The 20,919-nt window shown below is 69.4% G+C and carries 20 protein-coding genes; 12 read left to right on the forward strand and 8 right to left on the reverse strand.

What is annotated here, in order from left to right:
* Positions 1–4: 4 nt before the first annotated feature.
* The 3 genes from AC1DTW_RS16325 to AC1DTW_RS16335 all read right to left on the reverse strand — a co-directional run bounded on the left by AC1DTW_RS16325 (position 5) and on the right by AC1DTW_RS16335 (position 2,882).
* Positions 5–700 (reverse strand): fumarylacetoacetate hydrolase family protein, encoded by a 696-nt coding sequence (locus tag AC1DTW_RS16325; protein WP_477982303.1) that lies wholly within the window; start codon positions 698–700, stop codon positions 5–7.
* Between the two features lie 77 nt (positions 701–777).
* Positions 778–1,884, reverse strand: a complete 1,107-nt coding sequence (gtdA, locus tag AC1DTW_RS16330; protein WP_477982304.1) for a gentisate 1,2-dioxygenase — start codon at positions 1,882–1,884, stop codon at positions 778–780.
* Between the two features lie 11 nt (positions 1,885–1,895).
* Positions 1,896–2,882: a 2Fe-2S iron-sulfur cluster-binding protein gene (locus AC1DTW_RS16335; protein WP_477982305.1), complete on the reverse strand. Its 987-nt coding sequence runs from the start codon at positions 2,880–2,882 to the stop codon at positions 1,896–1,898.
* Between the two features lie 97 nt (positions 2,883–2,979).
* Here AC1DTW_RS16335 and AC1DTW_RS16340 point away from each other — a divergent pair, with 97 nt between their 5' ends.
* Both AC1DTW_RS16340 and AC1DTW_RS16345 read left to right on the forward strand, forming a co-directional pair.
* Positions 2,980–3,906 carry a LysR family transcriptional regulator gene (locus AC1DTW_RS16340; RefSeq protein WP_477982415.1) on the forward strand — a complete coding sequence of 309 codons (927 nt, stop codon included), beginning with the start codon at positions 2,980–2,982 and terminating at the stop codon, positions 3,904–3,906.
* 144 nt (positions 3,907–4,050) lie between these two features.
* Entirely contained in the window at positions 4,051–5,196 is a 1,146-nt protein-coding gene (locus tag AC1DTW_RS16345; protein WP_477982306.1) for a Fic family protein, read from the forward strand.
* A gap of 8 nt (positions 5,197–5,204) precedes the next feature.
* On the opposite strand, the gene rutR is transcribed toward AC1DTW_RS16345, so the two are convergent.
* The gene (gene rutR / locus AC1DTW_RS16350) at positions 5,205–5,825 is read right to left on the reverse strand and encodes an HTH-type transcriptional regulator RutR (RefSeq protein WP_477982307.1); all 621 of its coding nucleotides are present in this window, start codon (positions 5,823–5,825) and stop codon (positions 5,205–5,207) included.
* 165 nt (positions 5,826–5,990) lie between these two features.
* On the opposite strand from rutR, the gene AC1DTW_RS16355 reads away from it, so the two are divergent.
* From AC1DTW_RS16355 to AC1DTW_RS16395, 9 genes are all read left to right on the forward strand, one after another.
* Positions 5,991–7,265 (forward strand): Zn-dependent hydrolase, encoded by a 1,275-nt coding sequence (locus tag AC1DTW_RS16355; protein ID WP_477982308.1) that lies wholly within the window; start codon positions 5,991–5,993, stop codon positions 7,263–7,265.
* 43 nt (positions 7,266–7,308) lie between these two features.
* Entirely contained in the window at positions 7,309–8,754 is a 1,446-nt protein-coding gene (gene hydA, locus AC1DTW_RS16360; RefSeq protein WP_477982309.1) for a dihydropyrimidinase, read from the forward strand.
* Between the two features lie 19 nt (positions 8,755–8,773).
* Positions 8,774–10,165: an NAD(P)-dependent oxidoreductase gene (locus tag AC1DTW_RS16365; protein ID WP_477982310.1), complete on the forward strand. Its 1,392-nt coding sequence runs from the start codon at positions 8,774–8,776 to the stop codon at positions 10,163–10,165.
* A gap of 19 nt (positions 10,166–10,184) precedes the next feature.
* Complete coding sequence (preA, locus tag AC1DTW_RS16370) at positions 10,185–11,489, forward strand: NAD-dependent dihydropyrimidine dehydrogenase subunit PreA (RefSeq protein WP_477982311.1); 1,305 nt, start codon at positions 10,185–10,187, stop codon at positions 11,487–11,489.
* 39 nt (positions 11,490–11,528) lie between these two features.
* Complete coding sequence (locus tag AC1DTW_RS16375) at positions 11,529–12,332, forward strand: ABC transporter ATP-binding protein (RefSeq protein WP_477982312.1); 804 nt, start codon at positions 11,529–11,531, stop codon at positions 12,330–12,332.
* The gene (locus AC1DTW_RS16380; protein WP_477982313.1) at positions 12,319–13,227 is read left to right on the forward strand and encodes an ABC transporter permease; all 909 of its coding nucleotides are present in this window, start codon (positions 12,319–12,321) and stop codon (positions 13,225–13,227) included. Before AC1DTW_RS16375 ends, AC1DTW_RS16380 begins: the two co-directional genes overlap by 14 nt.
* Positions 13,224–14,384 (forward strand): ABC transporter permease, encoded by a 1,161-nt coding sequence (locus tag AC1DTW_RS16385; protein WP_477982315.1) that lies wholly within the window; start codon positions 13,224–13,226, stop codon positions 14,382–14,384. The genes AC1DTW_RS16380 and AC1DTW_RS16385 overlap by 4 nt, the downstream gene beginning before the upstream one ends.
* A gap of 143 nt (positions 14,385–14,527) precedes the next feature.
* A complete protein-coding gene (locus AC1DTW_RS16390) occupies positions 14,528–15,529 on the forward strand; it encodes an ABC transporter substrate-binding protein (protein ID WP_477982316.1) in 1,002 nt (333 codons plus the stop codon).
* 61 nt (positions 15,530–15,590) lie between these two features.
* The gene (locus tag AC1DTW_RS16395; protein ID WP_477982317.1) at positions 15,591–16,295 is read left to right on the forward strand and encodes a pseudouridine synthase; all 705 of its coding nucleotides are present in this window, start codon (positions 15,591–15,593) and stop codon (positions 16,293–16,295) included.
* A 5-nt stretch (positions 16,296–16,300) separates the two neighbouring features.
* Here AC1DTW_RS16395 and AC1DTW_RS16400 read toward each other — a convergent pair whose 3' ends face one another.
* From AC1DTW_RS16400 to AC1DTW_RS16415, 4 genes are read right to left on the reverse strand one after another with little or no spacing between them, the layout of a single operon-like run.
* Positions 16,301–16,570 (reverse strand): DUF2277 domain-containing protein, encoded by a 270-nt coding sequence (locus AC1DTW_RS16400; protein WP_477982318.1) that lies wholly within the window; start codon positions 16,568–16,570, stop codon positions 16,301–16,303.
* A 30-nt stretch (positions 16,571–16,600) separates the two neighbouring features.
* Entirely contained in the window at positions 16,601–16,933 is a 333-nt protein-coding gene (locus tag AC1DTW_RS16405) for a hypothetical protein (protein WP_477982319.1), read from the reverse strand.
* A 21-nt stretch (positions 16,934–16,954) separates the two neighbouring features.
* The gene (locus AC1DTW_RS16410; RefSeq protein ID WP_477982320.1) at positions 16,955–17,572 is read right to left on the reverse strand and encodes a 3'-5' exonuclease; all 618 of its coding nucleotides are present in this window, start codon (positions 17,570–17,572) and stop codon (positions 16,955–16,957) included.
* Positions 17,572–18,615 carry an RNA methyltransferase gene (locus tag AC1DTW_RS16415; protein ID WP_477982321.1) on the reverse strand — a complete coding sequence of 348 codons (1,044 nt, stop codon included), beginning with the start codon at positions 18,613–18,615 and terminating at the stop codon, positions 17,572–17,574. Before AC1DTW_RS16415 ends, AC1DTW_RS16410 begins: the two co-directional genes overlap by 1 nt.
* Before the next feature lie 110 nt (positions 18,616–18,725).
* Here AC1DTW_RS16415 and AC1DTW_RS16420 point away from each other — a divergent pair, with 110 nt between their 5' ends.
* On the forward strand, positions 18,726–20,819 hold the full coding sequence (locus tag AC1DTW_RS16420) for a TonB-dependent receptor family protein (protein WP_477982323.1): 2,094 nt from the start codon (positions 18,726–18,728) through the stop codon (positions 20,817–20,819).
* Positions 20,820–20,919 lie beyond the last annotated feature (100 nt).

Consider the following 20,919-nt stretch of genomic DNA (forward strand, 5'->3'; position numbering starts at 1 on the left):
CGCATCAGCCCTCGACGCTGACCTCGATCTCGCCCAGGCCTGCGATCGCGCCGCGCATGACGTCGCCCGCCACGACCGCGTTCACGCCCTCGGGGGTCCCGGTCATGATGATGTCGCCGGGTTCCAGCGTCTCGTACTCGGACAGGTAGGCGATGCACTCGGACACCGACCAGATCAGCTTGGCGATGTCGGACGACTGGCGTGGCTGGCCATTGACGGTCAGTGTGATCGCCGCAGCCGATGGGTGGCCGATGTCATCGGCGCGGTGCAGCGGCCCGACCGGCGCGGACAGCGCAAAGGACTTGCCGAACTCCCACGGCCGGCCCTTGTCGCGCGCTTCGAGCTGCAGGTCGCGCCGGGTCATGTCCAGCCCGACCGCGTAGCCGTAAACGTGCTTCAGTGCGTCGGCGATCGCGATGTCGCGGCCGCCGGTGCCGAGCGCGACGACGAGCTCGATCTCGTGGTGGTAGTTCTTCGTCTTCGGCGGGTAGGGCACGCTGGTCGGGTTGGTCGCATTCACGACGGCGTTGGCCGGCTTCATGAAGAAGAACGGCGGCTCGCGGTCCGGGTCCTTGCCCATCTCGCGGGCGTGGGCGGCGTAGTTGCGGCCGACGCAGAAGACGCGGTTGACCGGGAACTGTTCATCCCGTCCGGCGACGCCGAGGGTGTGAAGCGGCGGGGCCGCGATGGCAAGTTTCATGGGGGTGGTCCTGGGGGATGAGTGATCAAAGGCGCTGCTCGCGCATGGCCATCAAAGGCGCTGCTCGCGCATGGCCATCAAAGGCGCTGCTCGCGCCACAGGCCGAGCGCCTGCTGCACGGGGCGGTCGGAGAAGCTGAAGAACAAGGCGTCGCGGTCGGCGCGCAACTGCAGCGTTTGCCACGACGGCACGACGAAGACGTCGTTCTCCTGGACGCGCCAGGTCGCTTCGCCGACCTTCGCCTCGCCGCCGCCTTCGAGGCACACGACCACCGTGCCGTCGGTCGAACGCAGCGGCTTCGTCTCGAAGCCGGCCGGCAGCCACTGTGCGAACGCGCCGATCGTCGGCATCGGCGACGCACCGGTGGCGGGATTCACGTAGCGCAGCTTGAAGCCGTGGTGAGCGTCCGGCGTGCCGTGTGCGATCGCCCGCAGCGAGGCGCGGGTGCGCTCGAACGGGTAGACGAACACCCGCGTCGGGTCGGCCGGCTTCGGCGCGTAGTCGATCGGCACCATGTTCGCGCCGTAGCGCGCGAGCGCGTCGCCTTCGGGCCGCAGCGGCTGCTGCGACGACTGCCCGCTCTTCTCGGAAAAGCCGGCGTCGAGGAAGCGCACGATCGGGATGTCGAGCCCGTCGAGCCACACGACCGGCTCGTCCCCGAGGTTGCCATGGTCGTGCCAGGTCCAGGCCGGCGTGATGATGAAGTCGCCTCGGCGCATCGTCGTGCGCTCACCGTCGACCGCCGTGTACGCGCCTTCGCCGTCGAGCACCAGCCGCAGCGCCGACTGCGTGTGGCGGTGGGCGGGTGCCACCTCGCCGGGCAGGATCAATTGCAGCCCGGCATACAGCGACTGCGTGATGCACGACTGGCCCCGCAGGCCGGGGTTCTCGAGGATCAGCACGCGGCGCTCGGCCTCCTCGGCACTGATCAGGCGGCCGGCCTCGAGCACCTGCCCGCGCAGTTCGGCGTAGCGCCAGATCGCCGCTTGCACGGGCGACTGCGGCTGGGTCGGGACGAGTGCGTGCAGCACCTCCCACAGCGGCGTCATGTGGTTCGCGCCGATGCGCTCGTAGTAGGCGGCGCGTTCACTGGTGTACCTTCGCGCTGCGCGCTCCGGTATGAGCCCTTCGGGCGGCCGGGCGGGCTCATGCAGCGCGTCGGGGGCAAGCTTGGCGGTGGGCATGGAGCGCTCCATCAGGTCGGTTGGGTGTAGAAGGCGTCGGCATAGATGCGCGCCGGGGCGATGCCCTTCTGGCGTGCGAGCACGGTGGCGGCTTCGACCATCGGCGGCGAGCCGCACAGGTAGGCGCGCCAGCCGTCGAGATCGCCCAGGTCGTGTTCGATCACCTCGGTGACCAGGCCACAGCGCTGCCCGCGCGGATCGCCGCCGGACGTGACGACGACGTGCAGCTTGAACGCCGGGTGTCTGCGCTCGAGCTCGGCCAGCCACTCGAGGCCATACACATCGCGCGGCGAGCGCACGCCGAAATACAGGTGGACCGGGTTCGGCATGCCCTGCGCGACGGCGCCGCGCAGGATCGACAGGATCGGTGCCAGCCCGGTGCCGCCCGCGACGCACAGCACCGGACCTTCGTGCCTGCGGCGCAGATACGCACTGCCCAGCGGCCCGCTGACGCGGACGGCGTCACCGGGCTTCAGCTCGTTGGCAACATAGCCCGACACGCGCCCGCCGGGCACGACGCGGACATGGAACTCCAGGGTCGCATCTGCCGCCACGCCCGCCATCGAGTACGGCCGGATGTGCTCGGGCGTGAACTGAAGTTGCGCGTACTGGCCCGGCGAGAACTCGAGCGGCTTGGCCGGCTTCAGCACGACCCGCTTGATGTCGTGCGTCAAGGTCTCGACCGCCTGCACGGTCGCCTTGATGATGCGCGCCGGGTGCACGACGATCTCGTCCGGCTCGGGGATCTCGATCGTGCACGGCTCGGTCAGGAAGGTCTGGCAGGCGAGCACGTAGGAGTCGTGGCCATCGAGCGGGTTCTGCTGCGCGCCGCCCGAGTCGAGCACATCGCCTGCGACCACCCGACACCGGCAGGTGCCGCATCGCCCCGCCATGCAGCTGTACGACATCGGCACCTGCGCGTTGCGCAGCGCATCGAGCAGGTTCGCGCCGGGCTCGACCTCGATGACCTTCTGCAACGGTTGGATCAGCACTTCCATGTCGGCAATGTTCGGTGTCGGCGCCCGATCAGCCAATGGGATTTCAGATATAAGTCGTATCACTCAAAGTGATACGCATAGGAATCCGGGACGAGCGATGGAACTGCACGAACTCGATCTGAACCTGCTCGTCGTCTTCAACCAGCTGCTGATCGAGCGGCGCGTGTCGAAGGTGGCTGACAACCTCGGTGTTTCGCAGCCTGCGGTGAGCAACTCGCTCGCCAAGCTGCGCAAGCTGCTGGGCGACGAATTGTTCCTGCGCACGCCGAAGGGCATGGAGCCCACGCCCTACGCGGACCAGCTCGCCGAATCGGTGAGCTACGCGCTGGCAATGATCCACAGCGGCGTCAATCAGCGCACCAGCTTCGAGCCGTCGAGTGCGAATCGCTCGTTCACGATCGGCATGACTGACATCGGCGAGATCTACTTCCTGCCGGCCCTCGTCGATCGGCTGCGGCGCGATGCACCCGGCGTGACCCTCAGCACCGTACGCAACACGATGGTCAACCTGCGCGATGAGCTGGAGGCCGGCAAGGTCGACATCGCGATGGGCCTGCTGCCGCAGCTCAAGGCCGGGTTCTTCCAGCGCCGCCTCTTCATGCAAAGCTATGTGTGTCTGATGCGGCGCGGTCACCGGCTCGACAAGCGAAAGATCTCGCGCGCGGAGTTCTCGGCCGCCGAGCACCTGGTGGTCGTCTCGGCGGGCACCGGGCACGGCAAGGTGGACGAGTTGCTCCAGCGCAGCGGCGTCGAGCGCACGGTTCGCCTGACCGTGCCCCACTACGTGAGCGTCGGCCACATCCTTCAGGGTTCGGACCTGATCGCGACCGTGCCCGAACGTCTCGCGGATCGGCTGCTCGGCCCCTTCGGTCTCGCGAAGGTTCCGCATCCGGCAAAGCTGCCGGATATCGCGATCAATGTCTTCTGGCACGCGAAGTACCACCGCGCGCCGGCCAACCGCTGGCTGCGGGGGGTGCTTTTCGAGCTCTTCAGCGACGGGACGTCGGGCGCATCGGGAGCGTGACCGGCGATCGCGCGGCGAGTTCTCTCAGTCGCTCGCTCCAGCCATGCGAAGGCCGTCAGATTTGCAAGCGTCCTTTCAAAGCCTCGCCACAAATTAAAGAATGCTTTAGTATGCCGGTCGACCATCCAAGATCACTTTCATACGATGCGCTCCACCGGCACCTACGTCACCACCACCACGCTCGGTGAGGCGGTGCGCGCCTTCGTGCCGCGTTCCCTGCCGCCGGCCCGCCCGGTGCTGACCCCCGAATCCTGCGAGGCCGGCGCGCGCGCCGCCGAGCTGGCGCTGGCGCGGTTGTCGGGCGTGTCGGGCCTGGTGCCTTCGGTGGAGTGGCTGCTGTACAGCGCCATCCGCAAGGAGGCACTGCTCACTTCGCAGATCGAAGGCACGCAGGCCACGCTGACGGATCTGTTCGACGACGAGGCCGGCCTGACAGTGGCGAACACCGACGACGTGGAGGAGGTCAGCAACTACCTGCGCGCCTTTCGTCTGGTGCGCGAGAACCTGCACAAACCGCGCGGCCTGCCGCTTTCGGTGCGCCTGCTCTGCGACGCCCACCGCCTGTTGCTGGCCGGCGCCCGCGGCGCGGGCAAGCAGCCCGGCGAGCTGCGCCGCTCGCAGAACTGGATCGGCGGTACGCGGCCCGGCAAGGCGGTGTTCGTGCCGCCGCCGCCCGAGCGTGTGCCGGCGCTGCTCGGCGATCTGGAGCACTACATCCACCAGACCGCGCCCAAGCTTCCCGCGTTGGTGCGGGTGGCACTGGTGCACGCGCAGTTCGAGACCATCCACCCGTTCCTGGACGGCAACGGCCGCATCGGCCGCCTGCTGATCGCCGCCCTGCTGGAGCAATGGGGCCTGCTGCCCGAACCCCTGATGTACCTCAGCGGATACCTCAAGCGGCACCAGCGCGAGTACTACCGGCTGCTCTCGGCGGTGCGCACCGATGGTGACTGGGAGGCCTGGGTTGCCTTCTTCCTCGAGGCCGTCGAAGCCGCGGCCACCGAGGCCGAGCGCGCCATCGTGGCCATCGCCAGCCTGGTGGCAGCCGATCGCCGCCGCCTGCTGGCGGCGCCGCGTGTCGGCGCGGTGGCGCTGCGGCTGTTCGAGCTGCTGCCCGTGATGCCGCGCTTCACCATCGAACAGGTGCGCCAGAAGCTGGAGACCACCTTTCCCACCGCCACGGCGGCCGTGAAGCTGCTGGAAGAGACAGGCATCGTGACCGAACTGACCGGGCAGAAGAAGAACCGGAGCTTCAGCTACCGGGCCTACGTGGAACTGCTGGCGCGCTGACCGGCCGTCTACCTGACCCCGACCCCCCTCAACACCACCGCCTGCACGTTCGCGACCGTCTGCTCGAAGAACGCCGGATCGGCCAGCGTCTTGCCGGTCAGCGCCTGCACCTGCACCGCGAAGTCGGCGTAGTGCTGGGTCGTGGCCCAGATCATGAAGATCAGGTGCTCGGGGTCGACCTGCGCGAGCCGGCCCGCGGCGATCCAGTCGCGGATCACGGCCGACTTGCGCTCGACGATGCCGCGCAGCTCGCGGTCCAGCTCGTCGCGCAGCAACGGCGCGCCCTGGATCATCTCGAGGCAGAACAGGCGCGAGGCGTCCGGGCTGTCGCGCGAGACGACGAGCTTGCGGCGGATGTAGTCGGCGATCGCCTGCTGCGGGTCCTGCTCGGCGCTGAACTCTCGCAGCGGCGCGAGCCAGACCTCGAGCAGATCACGCAACACGCAGATGTACAGCTCCTCCTTGGTCGCGAAGTAGTACAGCAGGTTGCTTTTCGACACGCCGGCGCGCGCCGCAACCTGGTCGACGCTGGTGCCGTGCAGGCCGAAGCGCGAGAACAGGCCCAGTGCCGCCTGCAGCACCGCGTCGCGCTTGTTCTGGGGCGGCGCAGCGCCGGCTTTCTTGGTCACTCGGGGGCCTCTCGGACGGGCGGTTTGAGGGCAAGTCTCCCATCATGGATCGGTGTTTGTCCATATGGTCAAACTGGCACGCAGGTTGCATGCTCGGCGACGATGGACGCGCGCCGCTTATCGGTGCATAAACACGGAACTCGTCGAACCCTACAGGAGCACGCCATGGCTGAGATCAAGATCAACGGCGACCGTTTGTGGGCCAGCCTGATGGAGATGGCCAAGATCGGTGCGACGCCCAAGGGCGGCGTCTGCCGCCTGACGCTGACCGACCTCGACAAGCAGGGCCGCGACCTGTTCGTCCAGTGGTGCAAGGAGGCCGGCTGCACGGTCAAGATCGACCAGATGGGCAACCTCTTCGCGCGCCGCCCGGGCCGCAACAACAGCCTCGCACCGGTGGGCACCGGCAGCCACCTCGACAGCCAGCCGACCGGCGGCCGCTTCGACGGCGTCTACGGCGTGCTCGCCGGGCTCGAGGTGATCCGCACGCTGAACGACCACGGCATCGAGACCGAGCGACCGGTCGAGGCCTCGGTCTGGACCAACGAGGAAGGCTCGCGCTTTGCGCCGGCGATGGTCGGCTCGGGCGTCTACGCGGGCGTGTTCTCGCTCGAGTACGGCCACTCGCGCACCGATCAGCAGGGCAAGACGATCGGCGAGGAGCTCGCGCGCATCGGCTATCTCGGCAGCGAGCCCATGGGCAACCGCCCGGTGCATGCGTTCTTCGAGACGCACATCGAGCAGGGGCCGATCCTCGAACACGAGGGCCAGACGATCGGCGTCGTCACCGATGCACAGGGCCAGCGCTGGTACGAGCTGGTGCTGACAGGGCAGGACTCGCACGCGGGTCCGACGCCGATGCCGGTGCGCAAGGACGCGCTGCTCGGCGCCGCGAAGGTGATCCAGCTCGTCAACGAGATCGGCCTCGCGCATGCGCCGCTCGCGGTGTCGACGGTCGGGATGCTCAACGTCTTCCCGAACTCGCGCAACGTGATCCCGGGCAAGGTGTTCCTGACGGTCGACTTCCGCTGCCCCGACAACGACGAGCTGCTGAAGATGGACGCCGAGCTGAAGGCCGGCGTCGCGAAGATCGCCGCGGCGGGCAAGCTCGAGCACGACCTGAAGCAGATCTTCCAGTACGACTGCGTGCACTTCGACGAGAGCTGCGTCGAGATGGTCCGCGCCGGTGCGCAGCGCCTGGGCTACAGCACGCGCGACATCGTCTCGGGCGCCGGCCACGACGCCTGCTACATGTCCACGGTGACGCCGACCGCGATGGTCTTCGTGCCCTGCATCGGCGGCATCAGCCACAACGAGATCGAGGACGCGAAACCCGAATGGATCGAGGCCGGCGGCAACGTGCTGTTCCAGGCGATGCTCGCGAAGGCGAACGAGCTGCCGGAGGTGTTCAGGTCGAACGCGACCGAGGCCTTGGCGTAGTGCGCGGGCTACTTCCTGTCAATCTTCTGTGGAGTCATTCGACATGAGCGTTCTGATCAGGGGCGGCACCGTCATCAATGCCGAGGGCAGCATCAAGGCCGATGTGCTGACCGAGGGCGGCCGGATCAAAGCGGTCGGACCCGATATCCAGGCGCCGGCCGGCTGCACGATCGTCGACGCCGGCGGCGCCTTCGTGATGCCCGGCGGCATCGACCCGCACACGCACATGGAGCTGCCCTTCATGGGCACGGTCACGAAGGACGACTTCTACACCGGCACCTCGGCGGGCGTCTCGGGCGGCACGACGATGATCATCGACTTCGTGATCCCGGATCCGAAGCAGCGCCTGATGGACGCGTGGAAGAACTGGAACGGCTGGGCCGAGAAGTCGGCGGCCGACTACAGCTTCCACGTCGCGGTCACGTGGTGGGATCAGAGCGTGCACGACGACATGGGCACGCTGGTGCGCGAGCACGGCGTGAACAGCTTCAAGCACTTCATGGCCTACAAGAACGCGATCATGGCCGACGACGAGGTGCTGGTGAACAGCTTCACGCGCGCGCTCGAGCTCGGCGCGCTGCCGACCGTGCACGCCGAGAACGGCGAGCTCGTGTTCCAGATGCAGAAGCGCCTGGTCGAGCAGGGCATCACCGGGCCCGAGGGGCACCCGCTGTCGCGCCCACCGGCGGTCGAGGCCGAGGCCGCCGAACGCGCGATCCGCATCGCCGAGGTGCTGGGCACGCCGCTCTACATCGTGCACGTCTCGAGCGAAGATTCGGTCAACGCGATCATCCGCGCGCGCAGCCACGGCCAGCGCGTCTACGGCGAGGCGCTCGCCGGGCACCTGACGATCGACGAGTCGGTCTACCGCAACCCCGACTGGAACATCGCCGCGGCCCACGTGATGAGCCCGCCGTTCCGCGCCAAGCACCACCAGGACGCGCTCTGGGGCGCGCTGGCCGCCGGGCACCTGCACACGACCGCGACCGATCACTGCGCGTTCTGCAACGAACAGAAGGGCGCGGGCCGCGACAACTTCGCGAAGATCCCGAACGGCTGCGCGGGCGTCGAAGACCGCCTGTCGGTGCTGTGGGAGGCCGGCGTCAACACCGGCCGCCTGACGCCGAACGAGTTCGTGCGCGTCACGTCGACGAACGCCGCGCAGATCTTCAACCTGTACCCGCGCAAGGGCGCGATCGCGGTCGGCAGCGATGCCGACCTCGTCGTCTGGGACCCGGCCGCGACCAAGACGATCACGACCGCCGGCAGCATCAGCAAGGTCGGCTACAACGTGTTCGAGGGCCGCCAGGTCACCGGCCTTGCGAAGGTCACGCTGTCGCGCGGCAAGATCGTCTGGATCGACGGCGACCTGCGCACCGAGCGCGGTGCCGGCCGCTACGTGAAGCGCCCGGCCTTCGCGCCGGTGTTCGATGCGCTGAAGCGCCAGGCGGCGCTGCACGCGCCGCAGTCGGTCGTCCGCCCCGCCTGATCCCGCAAGGACCCTCTCGATGCCCCAACCCGACGTCAAGGCCGGCCGCCTGTCCGCGTGCCAGTACACCGACAACTTCAGCGATGCCCACCCTCCCCTGAGCTCGGTGCAGGCGCTGATCGAAGCCGAGCGCTGCTACTACTGCTTCGATGCGCCGTGCGTGAACGCCTGCCCGACCGGCATCGACATCCCGTCGTTCATCCGCCGCATCGGCGAAGACAACCTGCGCGGCGCGGCCAAGGCGATCCTCGAGGCGAACGTGTTCGGCGGCATGTGCGCGCGCGTCTGCCCGACCGAGGTGCTGTGCGAACAGGCCTGCGTGCGCAACACGAACGAGGACAAGCCGGTCGAGATCGGCATGCTGCAGCGCCACGCGACCGACGACTACTTCGCGTCGTCGTCGACCGGCGCGCCGCTGTTCACGCGCGGGCTGCCTACGGCCAAGCGCATCGCGGTCGTCGGCGCCGGCCCGGCCGGCCTGGCCTGTGCGCACCGCCTCGCGATGCTCGGTCATGACGTGACCGTGTTCGAGGCCAGGCCCAAGCCCGGCGGCCTGAACGAGTACGGCCTGGCGACCTACAAGACCGCCGGCAACTTCGCACAGCGAGAGATCGACTGGCTGCTGTCGATCGGCGGCATCGCGCTGCGCTGCGGGCAGGCGATCGGCGAGCAGGTGCTGCTCGCCGAGCTGAGCACGCAGTACGACGCGGTGTTCCTCGGCCTGGGCCTGGCCGGCGTCAACGCGCTCGGCCTCGCCGGCGAAGCAGGCCCCGGGGTGGGCAACGCGGTCGAGTTCATCGCCGGGCTGCGCCAGGCGAGCGACTACGCGGCGCTGCCGGTCGGCCGGCGCGTCGTCGTGATCGGCGGCGGCATGACCGCGGTCGACGCCGCGGTGCAATCGAAGAAGCTCGGCGCGCAGGAGGTCACGATCGTCTACCGCCGCGACCAGCAGCGCATGCCGGCCTCGAAGTATGAGCAGGACTGGGCCCGGCTGAACGGCGTGACGATCCGCGAATGGAGCGTGCCGAAGGCGCTCGACGTGAGCGGCGGCCAGCTCGAGGGCATCAGCTTCGCCGAGGTGCGCGAGGTCGGCGGCAAGCTCGAGGCGACCGGCAAGCACTGGCGCGTCGAGGCCGACACCGTGCTGAAGGCGATCGGCCAGACGCTGGTGCTCGCCGACCCGCAGCTCGCGACGCTCGCGCTGCGCGGCGGCCGCATCGCCGTCGACAACGAAGGCCGCACGTCGCTCTGGAATGTCTGGGCCGGCGGCGACTGCACCCACGGCGGGCAGGACCTGACCGTCGAAGCGGTCGAGCACGGCAAGATCGCCGCGCACTCGATCGACCGCGCGCTCGGGATGCTGCGCGACGACGCACCCTTCACCCGCGTGCGCAAGAGCGTCGCCGCCTGAAACCCGGAACCCCAACATCATGGCCAACCTCGCCACCACCTTCGCGGGCATCCGCAGCCCGAACCCGTTCTGGCTCGCCTCGGCGCCGCCGACCGACAAGGAGTACAACGTCGTCCGCGCCTTCGAAGCCGGCTGGGGCGGCGTGGTCTGGAAGACGCTGGGCGAGGCCGGGCCGCCGGTCGTCAATGTCAACGGCCCGCGCTACGCGGCGCTGTATTCGCAGGACCGCCGGCTGATCGGCTTCAACAACATCGAACTGATCACCGACCGGCCGCTCGAGGTGAACCTCGACGAGATCGCCCGCGTGAAGCGCAACTGGCCCGACCGCGCGGTCGTCGTCTCGATCATGGTGCCCTGCGAAGAGAATGCCTGGCGCGCGATCCTGCCGCGCGTCGAAGACACCGGCTGCGACGGCATCGAGCTGAACTTCGGCTGCCCGCACGGCATGAGCGAACGCGGCATGGGCTCGGCGGTCGGCCAGGTGCCCGAGTACATCGAGATGGTCACGCGCTGGTGCAAGCAGTACACGCGGCTGCCGGTGATCGTGAAGCTGACGCCCAACATCGCCGACATCAAGCCGCCGGCGCTCGCCGCGCACCGCGGCGGCGCCGATGCGGTCTCGCTGATCAACACGATCAACTCGGTGATGGGCGTCGACCTCGATTCGCTGCTGATCTACCCGAACACCGGCGGCACCGGCTCGCACGGCGGCTACTGCGGCCCGGCCGTCAAGCCGATCGCGCAGAACATGGTCGCCGAGATCGCGCGCACGCCCGAGATGGCCTACCTGCCGATCTCGGGCATCGGCGGCATCACGAACTGGAAAGACGCGGCCGAGTTCATCGCGCTGGGCTGCGGCAACGTGCAGGTCTGCACCGCCGCGATGACCTACGGCTTCAGGATCGTGCAGGACATGTGCGACGGCCTCTCGCAGTACATGGACCGCAAGGGCTTCCACAACATCGACGCATTCCGCGGCCGCGCCGTGCCGTCGATCGTCGACTGGAACCAGCTGAACCTGAACCACGTCGAGAAGGCGAGCATCGACCAGGATCTGTGCATCCAGTGCGGCCGCTGCCACGTCGTCTGCGAAGACACCTCGCACCAGGCGATCACCGCGACGAAAGACGGCAAGCGCCACTTCGAGGTGATGGACGACGAATGCGTCGGCTGCAACCTGTGCGTCTCGGTCTGCCCCGTCCCCGAGTGCATCACGATGCATGCGCTGCAGCCCGGCCAGACCGACCCGCGTACCGGACAATGGGTGAGTGGCGAATACGCCAACTGGACCACGCACCCGAACAACCCGGCGCGTGTGGCCTGACCCGCCACCCGCAGAACCGTCATCACGCGAGCCCGCCCTTTGTCCGCTCTCCCCGCATCCACCGCGTCGTCGTCCACCGTCGAAGTCCAGGGCGTCTCGGTCGTCTACCCCGCGAAAGAACACACCGTCACCGCGCTCGACAACGTCAGCCTGAGCATCGACGACGGCGAGTTCATCTCGCTGATCGGCCCGTCGGGCTGCGGCAAGACGACGCTGCTGCGCGTGATCGCCGATCTCGAGCAGGTCAGCTCCGGCATCGTGCGCGTCAACGGGCTATCGACGCGCGATGCGCGGCTCGCGCGCGCCTACGGCTACGTGTTCCAGGCGCCGGCGCTGTTCCCGTGGCGCAGCGTGCTCGCGAACGTCTGCCTGCCGCTCGAGATCCACGGCCTGGACAAGGCCAAGGCCCGCGCCGTCGCGCTCGAGCACCTCGAGCGCGTTGGGCTCAAGGGCTTCGAGGCCAAGTACCCGTGGCAGCTCTCCGGCGGCATGCAGCAGCGCGTCTCGATCGCGCGCGCGCTCGGCTTCGAGCCGCGGCTGCTGATGATGGACGAGCCCTTCGGCGCGCTCGACGAGATCACGCGTGACCGCCTGAACGAGCAGCTGCTGCGGTTGTGGGAACGGGAGAAGCGCACCGTCGTGTTCGTCACGCACTCGATTCCCGAGGCGGTGTTTCTGTCGTCGCGCATCGTCGTGATGTCGCCGCGCCCGGGGCGCATCGTCGACGTGATCGAGTCCGGCCTGCCGGCCGACCGCACGCTGGAGATTCGCGACACGCCGGAGTTCGCCGAGATTTCGCACCGCGTGCGCATGTCGCTGCAGGGCGGGCATGGCGGCCACTGACGCGCTTGCCAAGCGCGGCGGCCATCTCGGCGCGTTCTGGTTCCGTGTCGGGCCGGTGCTCGCGGTGCTGGGCATCGTGCTCGTGCTCTGGTATGCGCTGGCCGTCTGGCTGAACGCGGCGCAGGTGATCGAGCGCACGCTCTCGGCGCAACCGGGCTGGGGCGCGCTCGACCTGATGCGCCTGACCCTGTCGATGGACCGCCCGGTGTTGCCCGCGCCGCACCAGATCGCGCTCGACCTCGTCGATTCGATCTTCGGCTGGCCGCTCGATTCGCCGCGCAACCTGCTCTATCACGCCGCCGTCACCAGCTCGGCGACGCTGCTCGGCTTCGTGATGGGCACGCTGCTCGGCGCGGCGCTGGCGGTGGCGATCGTCCACTCGCGCACGCTCGATCGCAGCCTGTTCCCGTGGATCATCGCGTCGCAGACCGTGCCGGTGCTCGCGATCGCGCCGATCGTCATCGTGATCCTCGGCAGCATGGGGATGAGCGGCGTGCTCCCGAAGGCCGTGATCTCGATGTACCTGTGCTTCTTCCCGGTCGCCGTCGCGCTCGTCAAGGGGCTGCGCTCGCCGGGCGTGATCGAGATGGAGCTGTTGCATACCTACGCGGCCTCCCGGCAGCAGACCTTCTGGAAGCTGCGCGTGCCGGCGTCGCTGCCGTTCCTGTTCCCGTCGCTGCGCGTGGGCATCGCGGCCGGGCTGGTTGGCGCGATCGTCGGCGAGCTGCCGACCGGCGCGCAGGCCGGCCTCGGCGCGCGCCTGCTGACCGGCTCGTACTACGGCAACACGGTGCAGATCTGGTCGGCGCTGGTGATGTCGGCGCTGCTCGGCCTGGTGCTGACCGGGCTGGTCGCGCTCGCCGAACGCGCGCTGACGCCGGGAGGCCGCCAATGATCGCGCTGCTGCGCAGCCAGTGGCTCGCGGTGCTCGCGGCCTTGTTCGCCGCGCTGTCGTTCGTGCTGCCGCTGGGTATCGCGGCGAACGGGCAGGCGCTGCGCTGGCCCAGCGTCGCGCCGTCGTTCGTGTTCGCCTGCTGCGGGTTGTTCACCGCGCTGCTCGCGGTCGTCCGGCCGCCACAGCAGCCGTGGCCGGTGCTCGGCTTCGCGCTGTGCAGCGCGCTCGCGGCACTGGCGCCGCTGATCCTGCTGGCGAACGATGTCGCCGCCGTGCTCGATGCCATCGGCTGGCGCGCCGGCTTCTGGCTGTATGCGCTCGCGCTCGCGCTGCTCGCGCTCACCAGCGTGCGGCGCCTGGCCGCGCTCGACACGCAGGGCGCGTTCGGTGCCCGCGCGGCGCAGTACGGCACGCCGCTGCTGTTCGGCGCCTGGGTGCTGGTGTTCTGGCAGTTGCTGACGCGCGCGTTCGAGGTGCCGCAGGTGCTGCTGCCCGCGCCCAGCGCGGTCTGGCACGCGCTGCTCGCCGGCATCGGCGTGCTCGCTGGCGACTTCGAGCAGACGGTGCTGCATTCGGTGCTGATCGGCCTCGTCGCCGGCTGCGCGCTCGGCTTCGCGACCGGCGTGCTGATCGACCGCAGCCCGTTCCTGCAGCGCGGCCTGCTGCCGCTCGCCGCGCTCGCGAGCACGGTGCCGCTGATCGGCATCGCGCCGATCATGGTGATGTGGTTCGGCTTCGACTGGCACTCGAAGGCCGCGGTCGTCGTCGTGATGACCTTCTTCCCGATGCTCGTCAACACGCTCGCCGGGCTGGCCGAGTCGGGCCACATGGAACGCGACCTGATGCGCTCGTACGGCGCGAGCACCTGGCGGACCCTCTGGTCCTTGCGCCTGCCGGTCGCGCTGCCGTTCGTGTTCAACGCGCTGAAGGTCAACTCGACGCTGGCGATGATCGGCGCGATCGTCGCCGAGTTCTTCGGCTCGCCGACCGCCGGCCTGGGCTTTCGCATCTCGACCGAGGCCGCGCGGCTCAACATGGGCCTGGTGTGGGCCGCGATCGGCGTCGCCGCACTGGCCGGCTCGCTGCTGTACGGCCTGCTCGGGCTGATCGAGCGCCGCGTGACCTTCTGGCACCCTTCGATCCGCAGTCATGTCTAAGGCCCCCCAGGAAATGTCTTCGACATTCCCACCCCAGGGTCAAGCAAAGTGGCAAAGCCACATTTGCTCGAGAGTTCCATTGAGTTCCAATCCACGCTGTTCCTTCCCCACGCCGCAAGGCACAACCTGACGGAGTTCCCCCGATGCGCAAGACGACTCTTCTGCTCTCGATGATGCTGGCCGCGACGACCGCCGGCGCGGCCGACAAGGTCACCGTGCAACTGAAGTGGCTGCCGCAGGCGCAGTTCGCCGGCTACTACGTCGCCGCGGCGAAGGGCTTCTACAAGGAGGCTGATCTCGACGTGACGATCAAGCCGGGCGGCCCCGACATCGCGCCGGCGCAGGTGCTCGCCGCGAAGGGCGCCGACCTGACGGTCGACTGGATGCCCAGTGCGCTCGCGGCGCGCGAGGCCGGCGTTCCGATGGTCAATGTCGCGCAGATCTTCAACCGCTCCGGGATGATGCTGACCTGCAAGAAGGCCAGCGGCGTGACGACCGCGAAAGACTTCAAGGGCAAGACGCTCGGCGTCTGGTTCGGCGGCAACGAGTACCCGTTCCTGTCGTGGATGGGCACGCTGGGCCTGAAGACCGGCGGCGCGAACCCCGACGTGAAGGTGCTCAAGCAGGGCTTCAACGTCGACCCGCTGCTGCAGAACCAGGCCGCGTGCATCTCGACGATGATCTACAACGAGTACTGGCAGGTGATCGACGCCGGCGTGAAGCCGGCCGACCTGGTGACCTTCCCGTATGAAGACCAGGGCGTCGCGACGCTCGAAGACGGCCTGTACGCACGCGAGCCCGACCTGAAAGACGCGGCCTATGTCGCGAAGCTCGCGAAGTTCGTGAAGGCCTCGATCAAGGGCTGGGAATACGCGCTGAAGAACCAGGACGAAGCGGTCAAGATCGTGCTCGCCGCCGATGCTTCCGGCGGCTCGACCGCCGCGGTGCAGAAGCGCCAGCTCGAGAACGTCGCGAAGCTGATCACGACCGCCGGCACGCCGAAGATGGGCGTGCTCGACCCGGCGGCGTACCAGCGCACGGTCAAGGTGCTGCTCGCCGGCGGCAGCGACCCGGTGATCAAGAAAGACCCGGGCACCAGCGCGTGGACGCACGCGGTGACCGACAAGGCGATGGCGGCGAAGTAGGCGCCACGACGCACCAGCACGGCGCCGCGGCGGTCATCGATCGCCGCGGCGCCGCTCGTTCATGAAGCTCTCCCAGGTTCTGTTTTCCCAAGGCTTCGGCGCGCGCCGCGAATGCGAGGGCCTGATCCTCGGCGGCCACGTCACGCTCGAAGGTCAGGTCTGCGACGACCCGTTCCGCGAGGTCGACGCGCAGGGCCTGGTCTTCGGCGTGCGCGGCGTGCTGTGGCCGTACCGCGCGAAGGCGCTGGTGCTGCTGCACAAGCCGACCGGCTACGAGTGCTCGCAAAAGCCCAAGCACCACCCGAGCGTGATGAGCCTGCTGCCGCTGCCGCTGCGCGTGCGCGGGCTGCAGCCGGTCGGCCGGCTCGACGAAGACACCACCGGCCTGCTGCTGATGACCGACGACGGCGCGCTGATCCACCGCCTGACCTCGCCGAAGAAGCATGTGCCGAAGGTCTACGAGATCGGGACCGTCGACCCGGTCGCGCCGAAGCAGGTCGATGCGCTGCTGCACGGCGTCGTGCTGCACGACGATCCACTGCCGGTGCGCGCGGCCGCCTGCGAGCAGACCGGCGAGCGCGCGCTGCGCATGACCTTGCTCGAAGGCAAGTACCACCAGGTCAAGCGCATGGTCGCCGCAGCCGGCAACACCGTGACCGCGCTGCACCGCAGTTCGTACGGCGTGCTCGCGCTGCCCGCCGATCTGGGACCCGGCGAATGGCGCTGGCTCGCCGGGCCGGAGGCGGTGCTCGGCCCGGCGAGTTAGACCCGTCAGGCCGCGAAGCGCAAGGCGGCGCGGGCCTTCGCCTTCGCGGCTTCTTCGTCCCGATCGCGCGGCGGCGCGTGGGTCTCGAGCGCGGCCAGCAGCGTGCCGGCGCTGGCCGCGATCTCGTCGACCGCGCGCTCGAACGCTGCCTCGTTCGCCTTCGACGGCTTGTGGAAGCCGCTCAGCTTGCGCACGAACTGCAGCGCCGCGGCGCGGATCTCTTCCGCCGTCACCGGCGGCTCGAAGTTGTGAAGCGTCTTGATGCTGCGGCACATGGGCATGTCCTCCGCGAATCGTGGATTCCGTCAGTGCGCCTTGCTGCGCGGCTTGCTCGTGACGCCGGGCGTGTGGAACACGACCTGTTCGGCGTGCAGCTCGGCATCGGCCGGCGACAGCAGCTCCTTGCGCATCATCACCGCGACCGTCGCCGGGTTGACCTTGCCGTCCGGGTGCGCGGCGGCCTCAACCATTGCGCGGTAGATGCCGCTCGGCAGCACCATCGCGAGCTCCAGACTCAGCTCGTTCGCCATGTCGTAGTCATCGGGCGCCGAGTTCTTGTCGAGCGTGCCGGCGAGCACCAGGTAGCGCGCGACCTTCTCGGTCAGGTCGAGCTTTTCGCGGGCGGGAAAGTCTTTCATTCGATGTCTCCAGGAACACAGTCAAGCCCGCGAGCGTACAGGAGCGAGGCGCCCGATCGCGTCGAACACCCGCGCCGCCGCCCACGCATCGTTCGCGGCATAGAGCAGCTGGCTCTCGCTGAGCTGGCGCGCGGCCCAGTTCGAGGTGCTGGCCTTGCCAGATTTCATGAAGCGCCGCTCGAACAGGATCGCCACCGCGGTCTTCACGCCGATGTCCTTGCGATAGCCGCGGGCGCGGAACAGGTGGTTCAGGTCGATCACGCCGAAGGCCTCGACGCCGAGCTTGGCGCGGATGCGCCGGATGTCGTCGCCCAGCCCGAAGCCGACCTTCTGCGCGCGGTGCGATTCGAGCAGGCCGCTGAGCGCGGCACGGCAGGCCGGGTCGTGCAGCTGGAAGATCCAGGCCCGGTCGAGCGTCGCGAGCTGCACGATGTGCGGCCCGTCGGAGACCTCGCCTTTCGCGAAGGTCGGCTTCGATTCGGTGTCGAAGCCGAGTACGGTCGCGCCCGCCAGCGCGGCGATCGCGCGCTCGGCCTGCGCGCCGGTCGCGACCAGCTCGATCGCGGTCAGCGGCAGGCGCTCGAACGGGTCGAGCGCGGCGACCTGTTCCTTGTCCGGCATGAACGGGCCGGGGTTCATCACACCACCGCCGCGCTGCGGCGAAAGCTCACGACCTGCGGCGGCGGCTCGCTGGCCCGCGCCCGCAGCTGGCCGCAGCCGCCGTCGACCTCTTGCCCGGCCGACTGGCGCAGCTTGGTCAGCACGCCGCGCGCATGCAGCGCGCGCGCGATCGCCTGCGCGCGCGCGTGCGGCGGGCGCCTGAAGTCCAGCCCCTCGACGCTGTTGTACGGGATCATGTTGAGCAGCGCGTACTTGCCGCGCAGCAGTTCGACGATGCCGTCGAGCTCTTCGTCGGTGTCGTTGATGCCTTCGAGCAGCGTCCACTGGTACTGGATCGGGTAGCCGCTCGACCGCGCGTAACGCTCGCCCTGCTCGACCAGCTCGGCCGGCGCGATGCGCGGCGCGCGCGGCAGCAGCTGCGCGCGCAGCTCGGCGCGGCTCGAGTGCAGCGACAGTGCGAGCGCCGGCTTCACGTGCATGCGCGGCAGGCGCTCGAACACGCGCAGGTCGCCGACGGTCGAGAACACCAGGTTCTTGTGGCCGATGCCGCCCGCGGTGCCGAGCAGCTCGATCGCCTCGACCACGTTGTCGAGGTTGTGCGCCGGCTCGCCCATGCCCATGAACACGACCTTGCGCACGCGGCGGCGCGCCCGCGCGAGCACGACCTGGGCGACGATCTCGGCGCTGCCGAGCTGGCGCAGCAGCCCGTCGCGGCCGGTCATGCAGAACACGCAGCCGACAGCGCAGCCGAGCTGCGTCGACACGCACAGCCCGTCGCGCGGCAGCAGCACGCTCTCGACCGTCTGCCCGTCGGCGAGCGCGACGAGCAGGCGCGCCGAGCCGTCTTCGGCCGGGTGCTCGGAGCGCAGCTGCGCGAGCGCCGCGAGCTCGTCGACCAGCGCCGGCAGCATCGCGCGCACGCCGAGCGGCAGAAAATCCTCGGGCTTGCGCTTGCCGCTCGCCTGCGGCAGCGCGCAGGCCCACAGCCGCAGCACGCGGTGCTCGTGGGCCGGCCCGGCACCGTGGGCGCGCAGGCGTTCGCGAATGGTTTCGATGCGCATCGGCGCGAGTTTAGGGGCTCGCGGCAAAGCCCTGCGGCGGGTTTGCCATCGGCCGACGCGGCTGCTACGCTGGCCGCAAACAGAACAGAACAAATCCACCGGAGACCTTCTTGCAACCCAGCCAACGAAGTTTCGCGAGGGCCGGCCTCGCGCTTGTCGGTGCGCTCGCCGGCGACCTCGCATCCGCCCAGGCCGAACCGACGAAGCTGCTCCGCCTCGCGCCGGTCGTCGTGACCGCGACGCGCATCGACACGCCGTCGTTCGACGTGCCCGCATCGATCGACCGCGTCGACGGCGACGCGGCGCGCGACGCCCGGCTGCAGGTCAACATCTCGGATGCGCTGGCCAGCGTGCCCGGCCTGCTCGCGCGCGACCGCCAGAACTACGCGCAGGACGTGCAGATCTCGGTGCGCGGCTTCGGCGCCCGCTCGAGTTTCGGCATCCGCGGCGTGCGGCTGTATGTCGACGGCATTCCTGCGACGCTGCCCGATGGCCAGGGGCAGATCACGAACGTCGATCTCGGGTCGGTCGGCCGCTTCGAGGTGCTGCGCGGGCCGTTCTCGGCGCTGTACGGCAATTCGGCGGGCGGCGTGATCCAGGTGTTCACCGAGGAGCCGAGCGAGACCCCGACGCTGGGCTTCGGCGTCGCGGCCGGCAGCGACGACGCGCTGCGCATCAGCACCAAGCTGAGCGCTCGCAGCGGCGCGTTCGGCGTGGTCGCGAGCGCGAGCCGCTTCACGACCGACGGCTACCGCGATCACAGCGCGGCCGAGCGGCGCATCGGCAACCTGAAGCTGAACTGGGAGCCCGACGACGCGAGCCGGTTCACGCTGATCGCGAACAGCGTCTCGCTGCCGAAGGCACAAGACCCGCTGGGTCTGACGCGCCCGCAGTTCGAGGCGAACCCGCGCGGGGTCGATCCGGTGGCGATCAGCTTCGACACACGCAAGACCGTCGACCAGACGCAGGCCGGGCTGATCTACGAGCGCCGCGTCGACGGCGCCAACTCGCTGCGCGCGATGGTCTACGGCGGCCGCCGCGAGACCGAGCAGTTCCAGGCGATCCCGGTCGGGCCGCAGGCGAATCCGCTGCACCCGGGCGGCGTGATCTCGCTGGCGCGCGACTACAGCGGCGCCGACCTGCGCTGGACCTGGAAGACCGCGCTCGCCGACCAAGCCTTCTCGCTCGTCGGCGGGCTCGCCCACGACCGGTTGCGCGAGCACCGGCAGGGCCTGCAGAACTTCGTCGGCACGACGCTCGGCGTCGAGGGCGCGTTGCGGCGCGACGAGATCAACGAGGTCACGAACCTCGACCCGTACCTGCAGGTCTCGTGGCAGCCGGCGCCGCGCTGGACCGTGAACGCCGGCGTGCGCCACAGCCAGGTTCGCTTCCGGTCGAGCGACCGCTACATCGTCGGCACGAACCCCGACGACAGCGGCGGCGCCGACTACAGCGCGACCCTGCCGGTGCTCGGCGTGATGTTCGCGATCGACGATTCGCTGCATCTGTACGCGACCGCGGGGCGCGGCTTCGAGACGCCGACGCTGAATGAGCTCGCCTACCGACCGGGCGGCGCGACCGGCCTGAACTTCGGCCTGAAGCCGGCGCGCAGCGACAGCGTCGAGCTCGGCGCGAAGTGGCGCAGCGCCGCGGCGGGCGAGTGGCGCGCGGCGGTGTTCCGCACCGCAACGCACGACGAGATCGCGACGCTCGCGAACGCCGGCGGGCGCGCGACCTTCCAGAACGCCGGCGCGACGCGGCGCAGCGGGCTCGAACTCGCATGGTCCGCCACCCTCGTCGGCGCGCTCGAGGCGCAGGCCTCGGCCACCTGGCTGGACGCGCACTACCGCGATGCGTTCGCCGGCGCGCGCATCCCCGGCATCGCGCGTTCGGCGCTGTTCGCAGCGCTCGGCTGGCGGCCGCCGCAGGGCTGGCGCGCCGGCGTCGAGCTGCGGGCGCTCAGCCGCGTGATGGTCAACGACGCGAACAGCGACGCCGCCGCCGGCTACGCATTGCTCGGCGCCCATGCCGGCTACCTCTGGCGCGCCGGCCGCTGGGAGCTGAGCGGCTTCGTGCGCGGCGACAACCTGGCCGATCGCCACGTCATCGGCTCGGTGATCGTCAACGAGGCCAACAGCCGCTACTTCGAGCCCGCGCCGGGGCGCACCTGGCTGGTCGGCGCGAACGCACAACTGACTTTCTAAGCACCCCCAGGAAATGTCTTCGACATTCCCGCCCCCAGGGGTCAAGCAAAGTGGCAAAGCCACATTTGCTTGAGACCGGCGGCCGTGCGGGGCGCCGCGC

Source organism: Rhizobacter sp. P5_A1 (assembly GCF_056400745.1).

Coding starts and splice junctions, on each gene's coding strand:
- AC1DTW_RS16325 (WP_477982303.1), bottom strand. CDS start 700: ATGAAACTTGCCATCGCGGCCCCGCCGCTTCACACCCTCGGCGTCGCC.
- gtdA (WP_477982304.1), bottom strand. CDS start 1,884: ATGCCCACCGCCAAGCTTGCCCCCGACGCGCTGCATGAGCCCGCCCGG.
- AC1DTW_RS16335 (WP_477982305.1), bottom strand. CDS start 2,882: ATGGAAGTGCTGATCCAACCGTTGCAGAAGGTCATCGAGGTCGAGCCC.
- AC1DTW_RS16340 (WP_477982415.1), top strand. CDS start 2,980: ATGGAACTGCACGAACTCGATCTGAACCTGCTCGTCGTCTTCAACCAG.
- AC1DTW_RS16345 (WP_477982306.1), top strand. CDS start 4,051: ATGCGCTCCACCGGCACCTACGTCACCACCACCACGCTCGGTGAGGCG.
- AC1DTW_RS16355 (WP_477982308.1), top strand. CDS start 5,991: ATGGCTGAGATCAAGATCAACGGCGACCGTTTGTGGGCCAGCCTGATG.
- hydA (WP_477982309.1), top strand. CDS start 7,309: ATGAGCGTTCTGATCAGGGGCGGCACCGTCATCAATGCCGAGGGCAGC.
- AC1DTW_RS16365 (WP_477982310.1), top strand. CDS start 8,774: ATGCCCCAACCCGACGTCAAGGCCGGCCGCCTGTCCGCGTGCCAGTAC.
- preA (WP_477982311.1), top strand. CDS start 10,185: ATGGCCAACCTCGCCACCACCTTCGCGGGCATCCGCAGCCCGAACCCG.
- AC1DTW_RS16380 (WP_477982313.1), top strand. CDS start 12,319: ATGGCGGCCACTGACGCGCTTGCCAAGCGCGGCGGCCATCTCGGCGCG.
- AC1DTW_RS16385 (WP_477982315.1), top strand. CDS start 13,224: ATGATCGCGCTGCTGCGCAGCCAGTGGCTCGCGGTGCTCGCGGCCTTG.
- AC1DTW_RS16390 (WP_477982316.1), top strand. CDS start 14,528: ATGCGCAAGACGACTCTTCTGCTCTCGATGATGCTGGCCGCGACGACC.
- AC1DTW_RS16395 (WP_477982317.1), top strand. CDS start 15,591: ATGAAGCTCTCCCAGGTTCTGTTTTCCCAAGGCTTCGGCGCGCGCCGC.
- AC1DTW_RS16400 (WP_477982318.1), bottom strand. CDS start 16,570: ATGTGCCGCAGCATCAAGACGCTTCACAACTTCGAGCCGCCGGTGACG.
- AC1DTW_RS16405 (WP_477982319.1), bottom strand. CDS start 16,933: ATGAAAGACTTTCCCGCCCGCGAAAAGCTCGACCTGACCGAGAAGGTC.
- AC1DTW_RS16410 (WP_477982320.1), bottom strand. CDS start 17,572: ATGAACCCCGGCCCGTTCATGCCGGACAAGGAACAGGTCGCCGCGCTC.
- AC1DTW_RS16415 (WP_477982321.1), bottom strand. CDS start 18,615: ATGCGCATCGAAACCATTCGCGAACGCCTGCGCGCCCACGGTGCCGGG.